Below are 20,038 nucleotides of genomic sequence, written 5' to 3'. Positions count from 1 at the left end.
AAGCTATTACTCGAAAAATTCATTAAATAATCTCTTGTCTGTATCATTGATTTTATTTCTAGCATAAGGATTCTCATCCTTAACACTTTTAACATCTAAATTTGTTTTTGCAACAATTCTTGGGCTAGTTGAAGGCTCGGCAATTAATCGGTCATCTAATGAGTCGAAATCCGGCAAATTTTTTTGCTTATTTTCTTTTTCTGCCATTTAAATTCCTCCATTTTTATGACTTGTTTGTACAGTTTCTAGTATAAACTCTGTTAAATAAAGTATTCTTACAAAAAGTGGTTAAGTTGTTAAAATTAGTGTGATAAAATATAATGGTCAAATAAATTGTGTTAGGGGAGATATTCATGCTGAAAAAGTTTGCTTCCGACGCTTTAGGATTGTCGGATATCGGAAAAATAATTGAACCTCAAGATTATGATAAAACAGATGCGGACGATTATATAAGACATGAGGATAATGAACAAATTTATTTTTTAATTAAGACAAAAGCAGATGAATACTGTTTTACTAATTTAGCTTTTATACATGTAGATGGGGAAAATGCAATTTCTTCTAAGCGGACATTAAATCGCTTCCCATATTCCCAACATAAGATTTCTGACGTTTTATTAGAAACTGCTGGTAAGGTGGATTTGGATATAGAAATTAAATTCACACTTGGAAAACAAAATTATAGTGTGGATGTTGATAAAAGACAAATTGATAAATTAAATGATTTGTACAAGGCTTTGGTTTATATTTCTGAAATTACACATGAAAATGATATTATGTTGGATATGGCTGGAAAAAGTCTTGATAAAGCAGTCAGCGTTCTGCAAAATTCAAGAACAAGTGAAGTACAACTAGCTGATCAATATAAACAATTAACAGAGTTTGGATTTTCATGGTTACAATCTGTACGTGAACAATATCATCGAAAGGACTTTGGAGATGTATTCGAAAAATATATTAACAATTAATGAAAACACTCTATATAAGTTTAGCAACACCGCCTCTATATCCAATGGATGGCGGTGTTTTTAATATAAGCATTTACATTTATATAAGAAGAAACATATCATTTAAGAAAATCTCTCAAGTTGGGTATAATTATTAGGAATATATCTAAAGAGGAGTTTATTCATTTATGGTTGAAAAAACATTTACAGTTATTGATCCACTAGGAATTCACGCACGACCAGCAACAATATTAATTCAAGTTGCGAATAAATTCAATTCACATATCGAGTTAGAGTACGAAAGAAAAGTGGTTAACTTAAAGTCGATTATGGGTGTTATGTCACTAGGATTAGAACATGCCACGACATTTAGGATTATTGTCACAGGTAATGATGAAGAGGATGCATTAGGTAAACTCATAGATACATTACATAAAGAAGCTTTAGCTGAATAAAGAGAAATTTTCCTACACTTAAAAGTGCCTTTAACAATAAAAGGCACTTTTTCTATTTATAGAAGCATATATGATTTTGTATCGAAACTAATAAACTTTGTCACCATTAAAAATTGAATTTTTCACAATGACGTAATCTACGGTACGTATTGCTTCTAATCGATTACCACCAGCGTAAGATATAGAAGATTGAAGGTCTTGCTCCATTTCATTCAAAGTATCTTGTAAAGAACCTTTATGTTCGACAAGCATTTTCTTACCTTCTACATTCTTCTTTTCACCTTTTTGAAACTCGGAAGCTGAACCAAAATATTCCTTGTAAAGCTTTCCTTCTTTTTCAATCGTTTCACCTGGTGACTCTTCGTGCCCGGCAAATAATGAACCAATCATAACCATTGAAGCACCAAATCGAACTGATTTAGCTATATCGCCATGCGTGCGTATTCCCCCATCGGCGATGATAGGTTTACTTGCCGCCTTTGCACACCAACGTAGTGCAGCTAATTGCCAACCACCAGTGCCAAATCCAGTTTTAATTTTAGTAATACATACTTTTCCTGGTCCAATTCCTACTTTCGTTGCATCTGCACCAGCATGTTCTAATTCTCTGACCGCTTCAGGTGTACCAACATTACCAGCAATTACAAAGCTTGTTGGTAAATACTCTTTTATATGTTTAATCATTTTGATCACTGCATTGGAGTGACCATGTGCGATATCAATCGTAATGTATTCTGGTAATAAATTTTTTCTAGCTAATTCTTCAATGAAGCTATATTCATCGTCTTTTACACCTACACTAATAGACGAAATTAACTTTCGTGACTTCATATCTTCAATGAAAGGTATTCTCTTCTCTGGCTCAAAACGGTGCATAACATAGAAATAACCATTATCGGCTAATTTAATTGCGATGGTCTCATCAACAATTGTTTGCATATTAGCAGGAACTACAGGCAACTTGAATGTATAGTCACCTAAAGTAACAGATGTATCACACTCTGATCGACTATTTACTAAGCATTTTGCTGGAACTAATTGAATATCTTCATAATCAAATGCATTTTCCATGATGTACACTCCTAAACACGAATATTAATATTATTGTTATATGAAACGTTCGTCCATTTGATAATGTATAACATATTCATAATTATGTCAAAGGTTTTTATTGAAATTTGATGATGAGAGTTTTTGAAAATTACCTTTTTGTATAATTGTCGTCTTGGAAGCAAAAAGTAATAAAGAAAAAGGAGGTTATGTAATGGATGCAAAACGCGCACAAGAAATTGCTTCATCTGAAACAATGGCTAATGTTAGTTATAACGGTGGGAAAATCTACATAGAACATGTAGATCAGGATACTGGAAATGCAACTGTACACCCCCTTGAAAAACCTGAATTCAAACAGAATGTATCCGTAGATGATTTGACTGAACAATAGGTATTTTATAACGGATAAAAACATAGCTAATTAAGGATTCGATTTAAGAACGATATACGTAGCAGATGAATAAGTAGTTCAATTTCCAGGTGAATTGGACTGCTTATTAATGTTGATTTATCAGTTTCTTATAGTTATTGATGTTGTAGTTAATAACATATGTGTTTATCAATTGAATGGATTGTGTTAACCGAGCTTTAGCAGAATCTTGCTGTCGTTAAGTTGAGTAACTAGGAAATTTATAATCTAGCATATTTCTATTTATTATAAAAATTAGGGATTAATTTTGAGGAAAGCCGAACAAAACATCAAACTAGATATCGAACGGAGTTACTCAAACAATGAAATAAAGAAAAGTGACTGAATAATAATGGTAAATATTTGGAAACCTAATACAAACACGTCATTCTGAAGGAGATTAACCAATGCCACATCAGAAGTTCCAGTCAACTACCATAAAACCCCGCTATGCTAAAGGGGCATTATCTACATTTGGAGCTAACTCCGTTTACCCTCGCATTCCTTGGGTGGCGGCTTGGTGGTCGTTAACTTTTCCAGGGTTTGGTCATGTGTATTTAGGTAGGTACTTACCTGGTTTTATTCTGATAATTTGGGAGCTTGTGGTAAACACTCAGGCTAATCTAAATATGGGGATAGCTTTATCCATGCTTGGGAAGTTCGAGGAGGCAAAAGCTGTCTTAAACGAAGAGTGGATTTTGCTTTATATGGGAGCGTATATATTTAGTATCTGGGACAGTTACCGTTCTTCTGTTGAAATAGGCAAAAGTCACATTCTATCCGAAGTGGAAGATGCACCTGTCGGCCCTTCGATTGTTAGCGCATTTGATATTATCATCGTTGATAAGAAAAAACCCTGGTTAGCAGCAATTTGGTCTACTTTATCACCCGGCTTAGGACAATTATATAGTGGCCATACGATTACTGGCACATTTATTTTGGCATGGTGGATATTTGTTACCTATAAGGCTAATACGATTGGTTCCTGGTTTTATTCGTCCATTGGGAATTTTCCAATCGCAACCGCAATGGTGGACTGGCAGTGGTTCCTTTTCTTGCCTTCCATGTACGCTTTTGCCATCTATCAAGCCTATGCAGCGGTAAATGAAAACAATATACTATACGATATTGAGCAACTACGTTACCTTAGAGTGAGGGATGAAAACTTGGCACAACAAGAACCAAACACATTAGAAAATGATACATTACAAATAATTGCTACATTTGAACATTCTCCTTTTGTAGAGATGGCTATCCATGATATAGAGTCGATAGGAGTACCCCCAAAAAATATTGTTGCATTACCTCTAGAAAACCTTGAGGCAGAAACAAATATAATTGACTCTCTTCATCGAGTCGATGGCAGAAGTGTTCTGGACGGAGCTATGGTTAGCGGAACGATTTTTATGCTTCTGGGAACGATATATGGATTTGTATGGTACTGGGGACCGGTAATTTGGGGTTTGCTCGGCTTAGTAGGTGGTTTCTTCTTAGGATTAATAATCGAAATAGCCTTCCACAAAAAGAGAATAAAGCTATTTGCAAGTCGTAAAAGTGAGGTTTTTATGCAGATAACATGTAATAGCTCGATGAAGGAGCATTTAATTAAAGTTCTTAAAGAGAGGAAGGCTAATGGATACCTTGTTATTCCTCAGCGAATCACACCTGATACATAATTTATTGATTCGTGTATTTTTTGATTGTGTCTTTACAGCAAATTTGAATCTAGATTAATACGTTGAACACAAAAAGTTAATTTAGAAAAATAAAGCTTAATAAAGTTTTAAAAAATGATTTTTTTAGTAAGAATAAAAACTTGAAAAGCAAAGGAATTACTGTAACAACAAAGGGATAATCGCTAAGTTATATTAATAGGCAAGAGTCCAATAGCGAACTCTTCCCAACAAGTTGCTTAATTTGAATCTTTTCAACTTTTTGAGAGTGTTTTAACACGAAGCGTTCTCCTATGCTAATATTATGTTTTTTATCTTTTAATTATTATTTTGCAACTTTAAATCAACCAAGTTGTTATTATGAGCCATGGTCGAGTAACTTGCTTCGATTTTGTTAAGACTTTATTTTAACGCACTGTATCTAACCTTCCTCTTAAGCCAGTATCGGTATCCAAAAAACAGCATAACTAACAAAATAGCATAACTGGTCAGACCTATAATAAAATGAGGCAATCCAGTAAAAATCTTATTTCCTCCAAAAGCTAATATAAACATGGGTGGGGTTGATCCAAACAATGTTGCAGTTATGTAGGAACGAAGTGAAATTTTGTTTATGCCAGCGTAAATATTAATAAGTACATATGGAAAAAGAAAGATCATTCTTGCTAGAAGGAGAGTAAATAAGTCATTCTTTTGAATCAGTTCATTAAAATTGTTCATCCCTGTAAAACGGTGAATGTATTGCTGGAAGAAATCCTTAAATGCATTGCGAGCTATTAAATAATAAATCAATGAAGAAAAAATAACTCCAAACATATTAATTAAAAACCCAAAAAATACACCATATTTAACACCCATCAATCCAGCAAAAATAGTAAATGGAATAATAGGAATCGATGAAAGAAATGCTGAGCAAAATAACATGAAAGGTATATCCGTCCTATTGTCGCCTTGAACCCAGTCGATTACATTTTCTCGATAAATAAAACCAATGATTAACAAAATTACATAAATTATAGCTATTGATAGTTGTTTCATGATAATCTCCTCAAATAGTACCCTATGATTTAGGATTACTATTTGTTGAATCAAGGTTTTTATTCGCATTAATTTCTATTAATAAGTAAAAGTATATAATTGTACAACAGAATAACTGCATACTTTTTTTATTGAATACCTTTTAAAAAGGTTATCAATATATAATCGAGACTATCGTCCAAATCGAGCGTTATCCCAAACCCATTATTTTGTTCTAATGATACAAATCCATGTAATATACTTCTTAATCCTCTTACAGTGTGAAGGGCAGTATCTTTGTCTAAGTGATAACTCTCGAGTACTTTTAATGTGATTTCTATGATTTTATTTCCAGCTTTCTGAATCTCAGGAAGTTGGTTATCCGAAGCATGAAGTGTTGCTTCGTACAAACCAGGATGTAATCTAGCAAATCTAATGTATGCTTTGCCTAATGCTATAACGGGATTTTGCAAACTTGACTGAGATAGATTGGTTTCCATTGCACTATATAATTGTCTTAAGCCATGGAGGGCAAGTTCATTACGTAAAGCAGGTAAGCCTTCTATATGATTATATAGAGAAGGGGAGCGAATGTTTAATCTCTTAGCTAAATTGGCCATTGTTACAGCATGCACTCCGTCTTCATCGGCAATCTCTATGGATGTTTGAACAATTTTCTGTAAATCCAATCCCATTCTCGGTGACATTTAAACACTCCTTGGTCTGGTTGACTTAAGTTTTTTCTCTGCTTTTAGAATCGCTTGTTTTATTAATGGTATTGGATTTTCTAATGGTTTCCCGTGTCCAACGAATAATACTTGAGGATTAAATTCGAGAATTTTTCTAGCACTCTCAACTGACTCTTGTTTATTCCATGTTGCTAGAGCAGGAAAAGGGAAGAGAACCTTCAACTGACCAGATACAGCAATACCAGTTCTTGTTTGAAAAGCACCACCAGCTATGAGGCTATTGTTTCGGATATCTATGAAAGACATTGACCCAGGTGTATGCCCTGGTGTTCCGATTGCTAGTAATGAGCCGATTCGATCACCATCTTTAATAAGAATATTTGGTTTCGTTACAATCCCCTTTGGAGCACCACCACGTATTGGTAATTCAGGTTCGCCACTTTCTAAAGACAAATCTCCCATGAGTAGCTTTGCATCGCGTCGCGAAATATAGACAGTACAATCAGGGAGGATTTTTTTCAATTTATCCAAGGCACCAACATGATCCTCATGTCCGTGAGTTAATACTATTTTCGTGATTGGCTTGCCTATAAGTCTTGCTGTTCGAATTATTTTTTTTGCACTGTACGGTAAGGCAGCATCAACTAAAGTTAAACTCTCATCTTCTTCAACTAAATAACAACTAACCGGGAAAAAATGCTTTAAAAAATCTATCGAATGTATTGTATTGTTTGTAAGTATCATTAAAAAACCCCCCTTTATTTTTAACAATAACTAATTTGTTAGTTTTATTATAACTAATGGCATTAGTTTTGCAATAGTTTTTTTACCATTATGAATGCTTCGTTGTATTAATTAGCACAGTCCTCAGACAAACGAACTAATTAATTTCAGATGATTATGTTAAAATAATCGGATAATAGAGAAAAAATTATAGCCTAGGTGGTGTTTAGAAATGAATACGAAAAAGCTCGTAGGTGAAAATGCAGTTGACTATATTTCTGATGGAATGATAGTTGGACTCGGGACGGGATCTACAGCTTATTGGATGGTTGTAAAGTTGGGGGAGCTCGTAAAAAAAGGACTCGATATTAAAGGAGTAGCAACGTCTAAAAGTACCGAGACACTAGCCCATGAATTAGATATTCCATTAGTCAATTTGTCTACGATAGAAAAAATTGATGTGACGATAGACGGTGCAGATGAAGTGAATCCTGAATTACAATTGATAAAAGGAGGGGGAGGGGCTCTATTACGAGAAAAAATGGTTGCATCCATTTCAGACCGGCTAATTATCGTAGTTGATGAATCAAAATATGTATCTAATTTAGGTCATTTTCCATTACCGGTAGAAGTAGTACCTTTTGGATGGGAACTCACACGTAAACAGATAGAAAAATTAGGGTGCATTGCTAATTTGCGTATCGTTGATCAAGATTCTTTTATTACAGACAACGGAAACTATATATTAGATTGTTATTTTGAAGCGATACACAATACCACAGATTTACATATGCAATTAAATAAGATAATAGGTGTTGTTGAGAATGGTTTATTCGTTAATATGGCCAATACTGTCTTAATTGGTTTAAATGATGGAAGAGTTAAAACGTTAACAAAAGAAAGTACATCCACTACATAGCATAATCTATTTGCTTAATTAAAAAAACTTCCCCTTTATTATGTAAGAACTAATAATAAGGGGGAAGTTTTTATTCTATGCATTATAATAGGTATGGTCATTTTTACCTTTTTCTTTGGATTGATAGAGAACCATATCAGCATAACGTAATACTTAAACTGTTATCGTGATCTGGCCACAACGCTCCGCCAATACTACAACCAATTTCAAACACGAGTAATGTCAAGTATGATTAGTTTTTTAAAGGTATAATAAGCCGTTCTCCGATAGAATCGATATTTTGTAAACTTCTTAACTTTTTTTATCTAGGAATATGACGAACTAGTCTATGGACATAAAACAAATTATTTCGTAATTTTCTTGTAAATGAATCGCTACTTCTTGCAATAATTTATCACCATAATGATGGCTTACCTAATTAAGAATACGTTGAATCTATATAGAAAAGCACAATACTTATATATGTTAGAAAAATGTGAAAATTTATGAATTAATTGAATAAATAATGTGTGGATGGTGATTATAATACTAATCAAATATACCGAGGAGGTATACGGATGGAAGTTGATATGAGTGTGGAGGAAGTGTTGGAAGGGATTCGTAGGTTAAACAAGGTGGAAGAAAATCTGAGTAAGAAAAAAGTGAAAAAATCACATCCGCAATTAATGAAAAACGCATTGTATTATTTTTCTGATTGGGAAAAAGCAATAGACAAAAGTATATCTTAACGAAGAAGCAAGCACCCCTAAAGTACAAAAAAGGGGTGTTTGCTTTTGAATGAAAACGTGTTAAACGATAACAAAGATATTGCTTTTTTTTTCATAAAAATGATAGAGTATTAACATTGTGTTTTAAAAGGTCTAATTTAATGTCAATAAAAAGTGAAAAAGGTAGTTTTAATCTTTCTTTGACGTTGGTATATAGGTAATAGAAAAATAAAGAAGAGTGATGAAAAAGAAGGAGAGATAGGATTGACTGATAAAGATTTACAAAAAGGTAAAAGGCAGTTTGAACATTTTCAAGTTATCGATTACTTTCGTTTTATAGTACCTTCTACTTTAGGTATTCTTTTATTTATGGTTCCCATCACATATAATGATGAAATCACAATACCTGTTGCCTTAATGGCAGGCGTTTTGGAGTCACTTTTATATGACAAGCTACCGTTAACGGTGACAATCATTTTACTACTTGTTGCAATTGTAAGTATATGGGCAACAAGTGTTAAATCTAGACGCTTTACGACGAATAGCTTTTTAAATAACTTATTCGTTATCCATCCAGCATGGGTTTTTGTTCGAGTAATTGGATTTATATTGGCTTTCATGACGCTTTATAAAATAGGACCTGAATGGATTTGGTCAGAAAATACGGGAGGACTTCTACTATTTGATCTCATACCACTTTTATTTACTATCTTTTTATTTGCTGGAATATTTCTTCCGTTATTATTAAATTTCGGTTTATTGGAATTGTTAGGAACATTACTGGATAAAATCATGAAACCACTTTTCACTCTCCCAGGACGCTCCTCGATAGATTGTCTAGCTTCCTGGATGGGTGATGGTACGATTGGTGTACTTTTAACTAATACTCAATATGAAGAAGGATTTTATACAAAACGTGAAGCTGCAGTGATTAGTACGACATTTTCAGTTGTTTCCATAACATTTAGCATTGTCATTCTTACTTATATGAAATTACAAAGTTACTTTATGTCTTATTATTTTGCAATAGTTATTTCTAGTTTTGTTGCAGCGTTAATCCTTCCAAGAATACCGCCACTTTCTAGGAAACCTGATACGTATGTAATCGAAAATAAACAAATGGAACAAACAGATTATTTATCTGGAAAAGAACGATTAAGTTTCGGAATGATCAAAGCTTTGGAGCGAGCAAAAGCAAATAATAGTTTCGGTTTTACAATGAAGAGTGGATTGAAAAATGTTGTCGACATGTGGTTTGGTGTCCTTCCGGTTGTCATGGCATTTGGAACAATAGCAGTTATTATTGCAGAAACAACAACTGTTTTTGAAATTATCGGGGCACCGTTTATTCCAATTCTTCATCTATTACAAGTACCTGAAGCAACGGAAGCTGCTCAAACAATGGTGCTTGGATTTGCGGATATGTTTTTACCAGCAGTTATAGGTCGCGGAATCGAAAGCGAGTTGACTCGCTTTGTTATTGCAAGTGTTTCGGTTACACAATTAATCTATATGTCCGAAGTAGGTGGGATCTTACTTGCATCTAAATTGCCTGTTCATTTTCTTGACCTTATTGTCATATTTTTACTACGGACATTGATTACATTACCGATAATTGCCGGAATAGCACACATAGTCTTTTAAAGTTACACGATTACTACCCCAGTTGAACGGGTGTTACTAACCTAAAAAACTGGGGTATTTTTTAAATTTTAAAAATGGGAATTTATATTATCATTAAAGTGCAGATATTTTTCTTTTAACGATACATAAATCGAATCCTTTTGATAAAGATTGGGGTTATTATATGAAGCAAAAAGTAATTTTGGCTGGTGGTACTGGATTTATTGGAAAGTACTTTGAAAAAAGATTTAATGAGCTAGGCTATGAGGTCGTCATTATATCAAGGCAAGCCCAGCATGTTTCTTGGGATGATTCATCGGCCTTGAAAGAAGCAATAGAAGATGCTGAACTATTAATTAATCTTGCGGGAAAATCAGTGAATTGTCGGTACAATGAGTCGAACAAGCAAGAGATTATGAATTCAAGAGTTTCAACTACCAAAATACTTGGTGATACTATTTTGTCTTGTACTAATCCTCCTGAAGTATGGATGAATTCAAGTACGGCAACCATTTATCGACATGCTGAAGATCGCCCCATGACTGAAGAAACTGGTGACATTGGTACAGGGTTTTCTGTTAATGTTGCAAAAGCTTGGGAGCAAACTTTCTTTTCATTTAACCTACCAAAAACGAGACAAATCGCTCTACGTACTGCGATTGTATTAGGCGAAGGTGGCGGTGTAATGACTCCATATCTAAATTTGGTAAAGTATGGTCTTGGTGGAGTCCAGGGGTCTGGCAAGCAAAATTCAGCTTTATACATGTGGAAGATTTGTTTCAAATTATTTTGTTTGTAAGAGATAGAGAGTATTTAAAAGGAGTATTTAATTGTTCCGCTCCTGAACCAGTAAAAAACAGAGAACTGATGGAAAAGATGCGTAAAACATTAAATGTTAAGTTTGGTTTACCTGCACCGAAGTGGATACTTGAGATAGGGTCCGTACTAATTAGAACGGAAACAGAGTTAGTTTTAAAAAGTAGATGGGTTATTCCTGAAAGGTTGGAACATGAAGGCTTCCGATTCACCTATAATAACATTGATAAAACCTTATATGATATATTGCATTAATACGATGTTCTTACTCCAAAAACAACTAAGCGCTATCTATTTTTATTGATAAAACTTGAGGTCCCTCAATTTAGAGACCCAATTGATAGCGGTTTTGCATCTTATGTAAATATTATTATTAAGTCTAGAGATAGATTAAGAAAATTTTAATTATAATACATACAGACAAAAAAATGAACAAACTATTTTAAAAAAGGGGGAGAAAAAGTAAGGATAATGTCAAGCGTGAATGCATATGTTTGTATAAAAGTTAAAATAATTTAATGTAAGTAGGGAGGGGTTTATGTTGAAAGATATAACTGCTATTCTTGTAGATTATGCTGAGCAGTCAATATTGAATAAAGCACTATTCTCCTTAATACCAATCAGAAATAAGTTGCATTCTATTATAGTTATTACGGAAGAAAAAATATCTACAAATTTCATGATGGAAAGTGAGTGGTTTGACAAGATTGAATTTATCTCTAACGAGATTAATGATTCAGGACAACTATTAAATAATACTATTGATGAAATTTCTACAGAATATGTATTACTTCTTCAGGATACAGACTACCTTTCTCCTAAAATAAGTAGTGAAACCCTAGAGCTAGATCAATCAAAGACAGCCTTAGTAACTTCATATGAAATTTCCAATAAAGTTATTCATCGTCCATATTTACTTCTTACTTCTTTTATTAAAAAGGAGAAGTTCATGTCGGATTTTCAATTACCATTTAAAGAGTCTCGACTTCCTGCTATGCTTCTCAAAGTAGAAATATCTTGTCAACAATTTAAAGAGGGTGTAGTCAAGCAAGCAAGAAAAAACAGCTCCACTAATAGCATTGAAAAAGCAAAAATCATAGAAAAGTACCAACTAAATCCAGTCAAAACAAACTATACATCACTATCTGTAATAGTATCTAATTATAATATGGAAAAGTATGTAGAGACTGCAGTTGTCTCATGTCTCTTACAAAATGAACATTTTGATCAAATATTAATTATTGATGATGGATCCACTGATAATTCTTATAATAATCTAAAACAATGGAATAAATTTAATCATGTTAAAATATTTCATAAAAAGAATGAGGGGAAGGCAATCGCCTTAAACCAATTATTGTCTGAAGTAACTTCAGATTTTATTTTGGAACTTGATGCAGATGACTGGCTTGATCCGGATGCTGTTTCGACTGTTAAAGAACTTTTACACGATCTACCTAAGGAATTTTCTCTGTTATATGGAAATTTAAAGAAATGGAAACAATTAGACAGAGATGTTGTTTTTAAAGGGGAATCAAAGGGTATTCAAATTGATGGTATTTCTAACTTACTATCCTATCACTTTCCACTTGGACCAAGAATATATCGGACTTCATCTTTAAAGGAAGTCGGAGGGTTCCCGGTAATTCCATTTGAAAATGGCAGGCTTTATGAAGATGTAAGTGTATTAACTAGATTAATAAATATCTCAAAGTTTCATTATCAAAACTTTACTATTTACAATGTTCGAGAACATAAAGAAAGCATCACTAGAAACAGTGATGCGAAGTGGAATGAATATTTAAAAATATTGAAATTTAATATAAACGAAAACAGTGATTAATTTATCCTGAACTCTCTAAAAATTGCTTAATGATTGTTATAACATGTTCTTGTTTTTCGACAGAGAGGGTTGGGAAAATTGGAAGTGCTAATATTCTCTTGGACGTTTTCTCAGCAACAGGAAAGTCTCCATTCTTATAATTTAAATAACGGAATGCCTCTTGCTTGTGTAAGGGAATAGGATAATAAATAGCAGAAGCAATACCACTATTTTTCAATACTTCATTGAGTTCGTCACGATTATCTAGTTCAACACAGTACTGATGAAAAGTGTGTTTTCGACTATCTGTGTTCGGCGGTGTTTTTAAAAGATTACTTAAATTCTCCGTGTACCTGTTGGCTATTTCTTTTCTTTTCTCCAAAAATGTTTCTAGGTAATCTAATTTCACAAGCAAGACAGCTGCTTGGATTTCATCAAGTCTACTATTCATCCCGATTGATGAATGGTGATATTTCTCCTCACTTCCATGATTCCTGAGACTGTTAATTTTGTCATGAATTTTTTTATCTTTTGTTATTACTAGTCCAGCATCTCCAAATGCACCAAAATTTTTTGTGGGGAAGAATGAGAAGCAACCAATATCACCGATCGTACCAGCTTTTTTGCCTTCGAACTCTGATCCAATTGCCTGACAAGCATCCTCAATTACTTTCAAGTTGTATCTACGAGCAATTTCCATTATCTCTTTCATTTTTGCAACTTGACCATACAAATGAACTACGATGATAGCTTTTGTGTTTTCCGTTATTGCTTTTTCAATTTCAGAAGGATTGATATTATACGTTTCTTCTTCTATATCAACAAAGACTGGTTTTGCCCCTTCTAGAGCAATTACTTCTCCTGTAGCGAAGAAAGTAAAAGGTGTTGTAATTACTTCATCACCAGCTCCAATTTTCAAAGCTTTTAAAGCTAATTGTAAGGCATCTGTTCCGCTTGCTACTCCAAGGCTGAAAGGGGTATTTAAATATTTGGCGACCGAATTCTCTAGTTTTTCAACTTTGTCTCCTAATATATAATTCCCACTATCAAGTACTTCAGTTAAGTTATCTAAAACTGGTAATTTTATTAATTTCCATTCTTCTTTTAAATCAAGCAAAGGTACTTTATTGTAGTTTCCATTTGTCAATTTATATTCCTCCTATTCTCTCATATTGGATACCCAACTGTTTTATTTCTTCTTGATTCAGTTTGTTTCTTCCGTCAAATATCAGCTGACAATTAGTGAAGTCTTTAAAATTTATATCGTTATATTCCTTGTGAAAAGATTGAATAATAATTACATCAATTTCTAAAATCATTTTATCTTTAATGGATAGTGGAGTAGCTCCATAGTTTGATATCTCCGCATCAGTAAATAACGGGTCGTTTATAAATATATTTACATTTTTTTCTCTAAGCTGATTTATTAGCAAAAGAGTTGTTGATTTTGTAGGCTCTTTGACATTTTCTCTATAAGATAATCCCATGATAAGAACATTTTTATTTTTTAAAGAGTTTATCCTTTTCTCGATTTTTGAGATTGCATAACTTGCCATACTGTCATTGATTTTCCTAGACAAAGGGGTAAGACCTTTATTCAATCCTTTATTTATAAAAAAATAAGGATAAATTGGAATGCAGTGGCCCCCTACGCCAATACCTGGAGAGTGAATTTGTGAATATGGTTGGCTATTACTAGCTTCTATCACTTCGGAAATATTTACGTTTTTTTCTTCTGCAAATTTGGCAAGTTCATTTGCAAGAGCGATATTTACGTCTCGATACACACACTCGGCTACCTTTGAAAACTCTGCAGTTTCCATTGAACCAACTTCAATTAATTCACAATTTAGAGCTTTTTTATAAAAGTTTGATGCTAGCTCAAGACTTTTATTGTTGAAGGCTCCAATGATTTTCGGGTAGTTTTGTAAGTCTTGAATAATCCGATTAGAGTAAACTCTTTCAGGACTATAAGCAAGATAAAAATCTTCACCCATAATGAAACCTGATAATTCTTCTATTTTTTTACCGAATCTATTTTGGGTATCACCCGGAGGAAGTGTTGTTTCAAAGATTACAAGAGAGCCTTTTTTAATTCCATTAGCTATATCCTGAACTGCAGAATCAATGTATTGATAATCTATATCATTAACTTCATTAACTAATACAGGCACAATAACAACGATTATATTCGATTGGGATACAGCTTCAGAATTAGAATCAGTTGCCCACAAGCATCCTTCTTCATGAGCATTCAAAACCAGTTGATCTAATCCTGGTTCATTTTTTATATGAGATACACCTTGATTAATTGAATTAATTACATCTTTGTTTTTATCTGCACCAAAAACTTTATAACCATTATTTGCAAATACAGCAGCCAGAGTAAGTCCAATTTTACCAAGTCCAATAACTGCTACATTTGAAAATGATTCATATTTGTTCATCATATTTCAACCTCATTTCTTAATCATCATAAAATTTAATTTATTCTATGTTTAATAAATGAGACTGATTGGACATTCAACAGTGTTTTATCTATTAAAATTATAAAAATTCAAACGAAGAAGTATCTTTTAAGTGAGTATAGAAGAGAGGAAAAGGGGGCTAAAACATTCTATTATTATATGTTTAGATATGATTCAGTTTGTATTATTCTGTTATCCATCAGTGACGCATAGGGAACACCACCGATGGATTTACTGTTTATAATTTCTTGTAAACGTCAATATAACGTCCTGCCACGATTTGAGAATCATGATGTGTTTCAACATACTGCCTTCCTTTTTCGCCAAGTTCCTTCCAAAGTTGCGGTTTTTCTATAAGATTTTTTAATACATTTGTTATATTGGAAGGATTAGCATTTATCACTGGTAAATCTGGTGGGTATTTTGTTTCTAAGTCTTCTCTTATATAACAAATAACTGGCTTCCCAAAAGCCATTGCTTCTGAGCTAATAAAACCACAAGCACCTATTCTTAACTGATCAATGATGATATCTGCTTTAGATAGAAGTTTCATCGTTTCATCATGTGACATTCCTTCAATTAACTTAAACTGAAAGGACATACCCGACCGCTTCAATTCGTTTACTGCATTTAAGATGTATTCAGTTCCCTTTAAATCTCGTAAAGTGGGAGCATGAACAACGAGAGGAGATTTATTACTAGTAGGATATTGTGGTGTGAAGTTGTTTGTATCAATTGTATGAGGTATGACATGAGTATGCTTATATAAATTTGAAATATATCCATCTAATTCATGGTCTTGAACTATCGCATGGTCAATATATTTTGAAAGAGTCGAAACGTTATTGTATATTTTCTCTTCGGTCCACTCAGGCTTAACTCGAACGTAAGGATTGTTAAAACTTCTTGCAACAGATAATAAACGAATATCTGAACCATGATGGTGTACAACCATTTTCTTTCCAGCATCTTTTAGAATGGATAAATCCCTTTTGTCAGGAAAAAATGTTTCCCCAAAATGAAAATGAAAAATATCATACTGTTGTATCGAATCTTGTAAAAACTTCATTATTATCTTTTCTTTTTCTGGTCCTGTAATTGAATTTAGATGTAAGCATAAGTCGGGTTTGAATTTAAATGTATTATCATTAAAATGGCAGGAAAATGCGTGAACGCCTTTTGCTTGTAAAGCACGACATAACTCAATCATGGGAGGACCATAAGGAATGTGTAAAACTCTCAGGACATATCATCCTTTCTCCGTGTTAAGTGATGCAGCCTTTATGCTCCGCTGTTGTTTAATTGATCATAAACAGCATAGAGCCTATTTTCCATATAACCCCAGTTGTACTCCGTTTTCATTATTTCTCTGGCATTTCGGCTCATCTCATTTATCTTTTTTCTATCCGATTCAAGATGAATTAAAGCTTGGTGGTAATCTAGGGCCGAAGCTTGTAACTTATTGATGACGTACCCACAATTGTAAGATAGAATAAACCGCTCCATATCTTCACAGTTATTTACCAATACAGGGACGCCATTGTTTAAATAACTGAAGAATTTATTTGGCATGGCATACTTGTTGTTTAATGAATTTGTAGCATCTAAGTCTATCCAACCTAAATCAACATCCTTCATTTCTAAAGGAATGGAGTCATAATCCACCCAACCTGTAAAGGAAATTTTATCTCTTAAATGCGAAGGCACCTCTAAAATTGAGTCTTGTTTCGATTTCTTGCAACCTCCAATTATTTTAGCTCGTAGATAAAAACTTTTATTACACATTTCCAATACATTGATCAGCTTCTTGAAAGTACCTCGATTTCGTCCGATGTCACCTTCATATCCAAGAACTAAACTTGATTCATTACCTTTTTTGGACTCACAAATAGAAGCTAAGGGAGGTGAATTATAGATTACCTCTACTGAGAGAGTTGAATTTATTGAGAGATACCAAGATTTAATGGATTCGGAAACGGTTATTACAAAGTCTAATTCTCTTAACATTATATTAAGCATACTTTTTTTAACTTTTTTAACACTATTGGACTGATTACTTAACGGGTCTGGTTCTAATTCATGACTATCATAAATTAGTTTACAATGTTTTCCTTTTGAAGTTAAAGCGCGTTTAATTCCAATTCCTGAATAAAGTGAAAATAGTTCATGTGTATGATAAAAATCAGCTTCCTGCTTAATTCCTAGACATGTTAATGAATCATTAAAACGGTTATAGCCTCTAGAGAGAAGAGTATAGTGAAGTTCTTTGAGGTTTTGTTCATAATTTATTTGTTCATAGGTAATTATTTTAATTCCCTCATAATAAAAAGTAGAATCTCGAAATTCATTACGAAAGAGATTTCCGTCTACGTCAAAAAGATAACCATTCTTTCTAGGAACAATCATGGTTACTTTATAACCTTTTTTAACCAAGCTCTTTGCTTCTTTCTTGAAAATTCTGGCGTCTAAAAAAGGGTGTTCAGTTACTAAGAAACAAACAATGTTATTCATAATTCACCACCAGTTATTGTTCGTTTTTTTATACTTATGATAAAAGATAGTTAGTCTGTTTAGATTCAAACGAGCGATAAATTGTGACTAAACGGCTTTCCATGTGTTCATAACTATAGGTATCCTCCATAGCCTTTCTAGCATTTATACTCATTTGTTTTAACCTTGCTTTGTTTTGGTACAGATAAACAATACCTTTCACATAATCCGCTGGAGTTGGATTTAATTTATTAATAACAATTCCACATTGATATGTATTAACAAATTTGTCCATATCACTACATTTATTCACTAAAACTGGAATACCATTATTTAAATAGCTAAAGAATTTACTTGGCATAGAAAAACAATTATTAAGAGAGTGGGTTGGGTCTAAATCAATTAGCCCCAGGTCTACATCTGACAACACTAAGGGTAAAGAGTGGTAATTTACCCAGTCAGATCTTTTAATCTTATCTTTTATATGGTCAGGCGCGTAAAGCTTATCTCCATATCTAGGACCACCCACGACTTTAAATTCAAAGTCCATCACATTTTTAGTAGAGTCAGTTATCGCAAAGATTTTTTGTATGGTTGTTTTTGATAAGTTACCCTCATGAGCAACAACGAAATTTTTAGTATTTTCTTCTTTACATTTAAAATTTGAAACAAGTGGTGGAGAATTATAAATAACTTCAACTGGAAGTAAGGGGTCAATGGATAAATACCAAGATTTTATAGAATCAGAGACGGTTATTATATAATCTGCCTCTTTTAAGTTAGTTAGTAGCATGTTTTTCCATTTTTGTTTTGTTTTTTCATCAATAGTTAACGAATATGGATCAGGGGTAAGCTGTCGACTGTCATATATTAGTTTTGCTTGATTTCCTTTTTGCTTATTTAATGTCATTTTTATTTCTTTACCGTACGAGAAGGAATTCAATTCATGAGCATGATAAATATCAGCTTTTTCCTTTACTCCTAATTGATAAAGAGGATCAAACAAATGATTTTCATTTCTTTCTTCACTATTATAAGTGATAACTTTTATGCCTTGATGTACGAACGTTTTTTCTAAAAATTTAGTCCTAAATGGTTTTCCGTCTATATCATATAATAATCCACCTTTACGAGGTGCAATAATTGTAACTTGATACCCATGCTTTAATAGCGTTTTTGCCTCACATTCGAAAACACGAGCATCTAAAAAGGGAAGATATCCCAAAAGAAAACAGGCTTTTCGACTCAATTTAGAGACCTCCTATCATGATGGAATAAACTGTATTTTAAAATACCTTCTAATAAAGTATTAACAACTCCATTGAAATATGCATACAGTTAATTTAAATATGTTAGAAGATAAAAAAGTATCATCATTTTTCGTATTTATTTTTAATTCCACTTAATCAAAGGAACTGAAATCACTCAATTTTGGAGGAGACATGAATGGATTTAAAATTAAAGAAAAAAAAAGTGCTAGTGACTGGTGGTGCAAGAGGGATTGGTAAAGCAATAGCCGCAGCATTTATTAAAGAAGGTGCTCATGTCGGTATCGTAGCTAGAAATCAAGAAGAACTTAAAACTACACAAGAAGAATTAGGAGTACAAATATATTCAAAAGACCTTTCAAAACAAGAACAGAGGGAAGAATTGATAAATGATTTTATTAGAGATTTTAAAAGAATAGATATTCTCATCAACAATGCTGGGGCTAGTTTTGGAAAAGATTCATTAACAACTCCTGTGAATGTCTTTGATGAATCGATGAAGATAAATTTTTTCTCTGCCGTACACTTAAGTCAGTTAGTCAGTAAACAGATGGTAAGTCAAGGTGAAGATGGAGGAGTAATTATAAATGTTTCTTCGATTTACGGAAGAGAATCAGGTGGTTCTCCTTCTTATAATGCATCAAAAGCTGCTTTAATTAGTTTCACTAAATCTTTTAGTACAGAAGCAATTAAAAATAAAATACGTGTAGTTGGAATTGCACCAGGAGCTACCTATCATCCTAATAAGGAATGGATACGCAGGTTAGAAAACGACCCTGATTTTTTAAAAAAGTACGCTGCAGATAAAATTCCATCAGGTCGGCTTGGAGAAACCGAAGATATAGCCAATGTTGCAGTATTTCTTGGATCCGACAATGCCTCATGGATTGTTGGGACAACGATTCCTATTGATGGCGGTCAATCTCGGATGAATTTTTAAACGTAAAAGTAGAAGGGAA

Annotated in this window: 19 protein-coding genes and 1 pseudogene; 10 read left to right on the top strand and 10 right to left on the bottom strand. The window is 33.1% G+C overall.

The features are described from left to right. Positions 1 to 6: 6 nt before the first annotated feature. Positions 7 to 207, bottom strand: coding sequence for a hypothetical protein (locus QQS35_RS04840; protein ID WP_285930741.1), 201 nt, complete (start codon positions 205 to 207; stop codon positions 7 to 9). A gap of 146 nt (positions 208 to 353) precedes the next feature. Between QQS35_RS04840 and QQS35_RS04835 the strand changes: the two genes are divergently transcribed. Both QQS35_RS04835 and QQS35_RS04830 read left to right on the top strand, forming a co-directional pair. Beyond that, positions 354 to 968 (top strand): PH domain-containing protein, encoded by a 615-nt coding sequence (locus QQS35_RS04835; protein ID WP_285930740.1) that lies wholly within the window; start codon positions 354 to 356, stop codon positions 966 to 968. A gap of 167 nt (positions 969 to 1,135) precedes the next feature. Beyond that, positions 1,136 to 1,402, top strand: a complete 267-nt coding sequence (locus QQS35_RS04830; protein ID WP_285930739.1) for a phosphocarrier protein HPr — start codon at positions 1,136 to 1,138, stop codon at positions 1,400 to 1,402. Positions 1,403 to 1,489: 87 nt separating this feature from the next. Here QQS35_RS04830 and guaC read toward each other — a convergent pair whose 3' ends face one another. Continuing rightward, the gene (gene guaC, locus QQS35_RS04825) at positions 1,490 to 2,473 is read right to left on the bottom strand and encodes a GMP reductase (RefSeq protein ID WP_285930737.1); all 984 of its coding nucleotides are present in this window, start codon (positions 2,471 to 2,473) and stop codon (positions 1,490 to 1,492) included. 193 nt (positions 2,474 to 2,666) lie between these two features. Between guaC and QQS35_RS04820 the strand changes: the two genes are divergently transcribed. After that, entirely contained in the window at positions 2,667 to 2,846 is a 180-nt protein-coding gene (locus QQS35_RS04820; protein WP_285930736.1) for an H-type small acid-soluble spore protein, read from the top strand. A 425-nt stretch (positions 2,847 to 3,271) separates the two neighbouring features. Beyond that, positions 3,272 to 4,540 carry a hypothetical protein gene (locus tag QQS35_RS04815; RefSeq protein WP_285930734.1) on the top strand — a complete coding sequence of 423 codons (1,269 nt, stop codon included), beginning with the start codon at positions 3,272 to 3,274 and terminating at the stop codon, positions 4,538 to 4,540. Between the two features lie 399 nt (positions 4,541 to 4,939). On the opposite strand, the gene QQS35_RS04810 is transcribed toward QQS35_RS04815, so the two are convergent. The 3 genes from QQS35_RS04810 to QQS35_RS04800 all read right to left on the bottom strand — a co-directional run bounded on the left by QQS35_RS04810 (position 4,940) and on the right by QQS35_RS04800 (position 6,987). After that, positions 4,940 to 5,575 (bottom strand): TVP38/TMEM64 family protein, encoded by a 636-nt coding sequence (locus QQS35_RS04810; RefSeq protein WP_285930732.1) that lies wholly within the window; start codon positions 5,573 to 5,575, stop codon positions 4,940 to 4,942. Between the two features lie 128 nt (positions 5,576 to 5,703). Then, on the bottom strand, positions 5,704 to 6,261 hold the full coding sequence (locus QQS35_RS04805; protein ID WP_285930731.1) for a TetR/AcrR family transcriptional regulator: 558 nt from the start codon (positions 6,259 to 6,261) through the stop codon (positions 5,704 to 5,706). Next, positions 6,262 to 6,987 carry an MBL fold metallo-hydrolase gene (locus QQS35_RS04800; RefSeq protein ID WP_285930730.1) on the bottom strand — a complete coding sequence of 242 codons (726 nt, stop codon included), beginning with the start codon at positions 6,985 to 6,987 and terminating at the stop codon, positions 6,262 to 6,264. Between the two features lie 211 nt (positions 6,988 to 7,198). Here QQS35_RS04800 and rpiA point away from each other — a divergent pair, with 211 nt between their 5' ends. The 5 genes and pseudogenes from rpiA (at position 7,199) to QQS35_RS04775 (ending at position 12,874) form a co-directional block, all read left to right on the top strand. Next, positions 7,199 to 7,885 carry a ribose-5-phosphate isomerase RpiA gene (gene rpiA, locus QQS35_RS04795; protein WP_285930729.1) on the top strand — a complete coding sequence of 229 codons (687 nt, stop codon included), beginning with the start codon at positions 7,199 to 7,201 and terminating at the stop codon, positions 7,883 to 7,885. Positions 7,886 to 8,442: 557 nt separating this feature from the next. After that, positions 8,443 to 8,613, top strand: coding sequence for a hypothetical protein (locus QQS35_RS04790; protein WP_285930728.1), 171 nt, complete (start codon positions 8,443 to 8,445; stop codon positions 8,611 to 8,613). Positions 8,614 to 8,856: 243 nt separating this feature from the next. Further along, complete coding sequence (locus QQS35_RS04785; protein ID WP_407933940.1) at positions 8,857 to 10,236, top strand: YjiH family protein; 1,380 nt, start codon at positions 8,857 to 8,859, stop codon at positions 10,234 to 10,236. A gap of 163 nt (positions 10,237 to 10,399) precedes the next feature. Then, a pseudogene (locus QQS35_RS04780) lies at positions 10,400 to 11,286 on the top strand (TIGR01777 family oxidoreductase). 283 nt (positions 11,287 to 11,569) lie between these two features. Next, on the top strand, positions 11,570 to 12,874 hold the full coding sequence (locus QQS35_RS04775) for a glycosyltransferase family 2 protein (protein ID WP_285930726.1): 1,305 nt from the start codon (positions 11,570 to 11,572) through the stop codon (positions 12,872 to 12,874). A gap of 1 nt (position 12,875) precedes the next feature. Here QQS35_RS04775 and QQS35_RS04770 read toward each other — a convergent pair whose 3' ends face one another. The 5 genes from QQS35_RS04770 to QQS35_RS04750 all read right to left on the bottom strand — a co-directional run bounded on the left by QQS35_RS04770 (position 12,876) and on the right by QQS35_RS04750 (position 19,060). Continuing rightward, a complete protein-coding gene (locus tag QQS35_RS04770; protein ID WP_285930725.1) occupies positions 12,876 to 14,000 on the bottom strand; it encodes a DegT/DnrJ/EryC1/StrS family aminotransferase in 1,125 nt (374 codons plus the stop codon). Between the two features lies 1 nt (position 14,001). Then, positions 14,002 to 15,303, bottom strand: a complete 1,302-nt coding sequence (locus QQS35_RS04765) for a nucleotide sugar dehydrogenase (RefSeq protein WP_285930723.1) — start codon at positions 15,301 to 15,303, stop codon at positions 14,002 to 14,004. A gap of 256 nt (positions 15,304 to 15,559) precedes the next feature. After that, on the bottom strand, positions 15,560 to 16,390 hold the full coding sequence (locus QQS35_RS04760; protein WP_285930722.1) for a glycosyltransferase family 4 protein: 831 nt from the start codon (positions 16,388 to 16,390) through the stop codon (positions 15,560 to 15,562). A 212-nt stretch (positions 16,391 to 16,602) separates the two neighbouring features. Further along, positions 16,603 to 17,832, bottom strand: a complete 1,230-nt coding sequence (locus QQS35_RS04755; RefSeq protein ID WP_285930720.1) for a glycosyltransferase family protein — start codon at positions 17,830 to 17,832, stop codon at positions 16,603 to 16,605. Between the two features lie 34 nt (positions 17,833 to 17,866). Continuing rightward, positions 17,867 to 19,060, bottom strand: coding sequence for a glycosyltransferase (locus QQS35_RS04750; protein WP_285930719.1), 1,194 nt, complete (start codon positions 19,058 to 19,060; stop codon positions 17,867 to 17,869). Between the two features lie 197 nt (positions 19,061 to 19,257). On the opposite strand from QQS35_RS04750, the gene QQS35_RS04745 reads away from it, so the two are divergent. Further along, positions 19,258 to 20,019, top strand: coding sequence for an SDR family NAD(P)-dependent oxidoreductase (locus tag QQS35_RS04745; protein ID WP_285930718.1), 762 nt, complete (start codon positions 19,258 to 19,260; stop codon positions 20,017 to 20,019). The last annotated feature ends 19 nt before the right edge of the window (positions 20,020 to 20,038 follow it).

The sequence above is a fragment of the Aquibacillus rhizosphaerae genome (assembly GCF_030282825.1).
Classification (GTDB): domain Bacteria; phylum Bacillota; class Bacilli; order Bacillales; family Amphibacillaceae; genus Aquibacillus_C; species Aquibacillus_C rhizosphaerae.
The sequence above is the reverse complement of the archived record's forward strand: the minus strand, read 5'-3'. Positions and strand labels throughout refer to the sequence as shown.

Excerpts from the sequence above, each read along its gene's own strand:
- QQS35_RS04840 (WP_285930741.1), bottom strand. The coding sequence starts at position 207 with ATGGCAGAAAAAGAAAATAAGCAAAAAAATTTGCCGGATTTCGACTCA.
- QQS35_RS04835 (WP_285930740.1), top strand. The coding sequence starts at position 354 with ATGCTGAAAAAGTTTGCTTCCGACGCTTTAGGATTGTCGGATATCGGA.
- QQS35_RS04830 (WP_285930739.1), top strand. The coding sequence starts at position 1,136 with ATGGTTGAAAAAACATTTACAGTTATTGATCCACTAGGAATTCACGCA.
- guaC (WP_285930737.1), bottom strand. The coding sequence starts at position 2,473 with ATGGAAAATGCATTTGATTATGAAGATATTCAATTAGTTCCAGCAAAA.
- QQS35_RS04820 (WP_285930736.1), top strand. The coding sequence starts at position 2,667 with ATGGATGCAAAACGCGCACAAGAAATTGCTTCATCTGAAACAATGGCT.
- QQS35_RS04815 (WP_285930734.1), top strand. The coding sequence starts at position 3,272 with ATGCCACATCAGAAGTTCCAGTCAACTACCATAAAACCCCGCTATGCT.
- QQS35_RS04810 (WP_285930732.1), bottom strand. The coding sequence starts at position 5,575 with ATGAAACAACTATCAATAGCTATAATTTATGTAATTTTGTTAATCATT.
- QQS35_RS04805 (WP_285930731.1), bottom strand. The coding sequence starts at position 6,261 with ATGTCACCGAGAATGGGATTGGATTTACAGAAAATTGTTCAAACATCC.
- QQS35_RS04800 (WP_285930730.1), bottom strand. The coding sequence starts at position 6,987 with ATGATACTTACAAACAATACAATACATTCGATAGATTTTTTAAAGCAT.
- rpiA (WP_285930729.1), top strand. The coding sequence starts at position 7,199 with ATGAATACGAAAAAGCTCGTAGGTGAAAATGCAGTTGACTATATTTCT.
- QQS35_RS04790 (WP_285930728.1), top strand. The coding sequence starts at position 8,443 with ATGGAAGTTGATATGAGTGTGGAGGAAGTGTTGGAAGGGATTCGTAGG.
- QQS35_RS04775 (WP_285930726.1), top strand. The coding sequence starts at position 11,570 with ATGTTGAAAGATATAACTGCTATTCTTGTAGATTATGCTGAGCAGTCA.
- QQS35_RS04765 (WP_285930723.1), bottom strand. The coding sequence starts at position 15,303 with ATGATGAACAAATATGAATCATTTTCAAATGTAGCAGTTATTGGACTT.
- QQS35_RS04760 (WP_285930722.1), bottom strand. The coding sequence starts at position 16,390 with ATGAAGTTTTTACAAGATTCGATACAACAGTATGATATTTTTCATTTT.
- QQS35_RS04755 (WP_285930720.1), bottom strand. The coding sequence starts at position 17,832 with ATGAATAACATTGTTTGTTTCTTAGTAACTGAACACCCTTTTTTAGAC.
- QQS35_RS04745 (WP_285930718.1), top strand. The coding sequence starts at position 19,258 with ATGGATTTAAAATTAAAGAAAAAAAAAGTGCTAGTGACTGGTGGTGCA.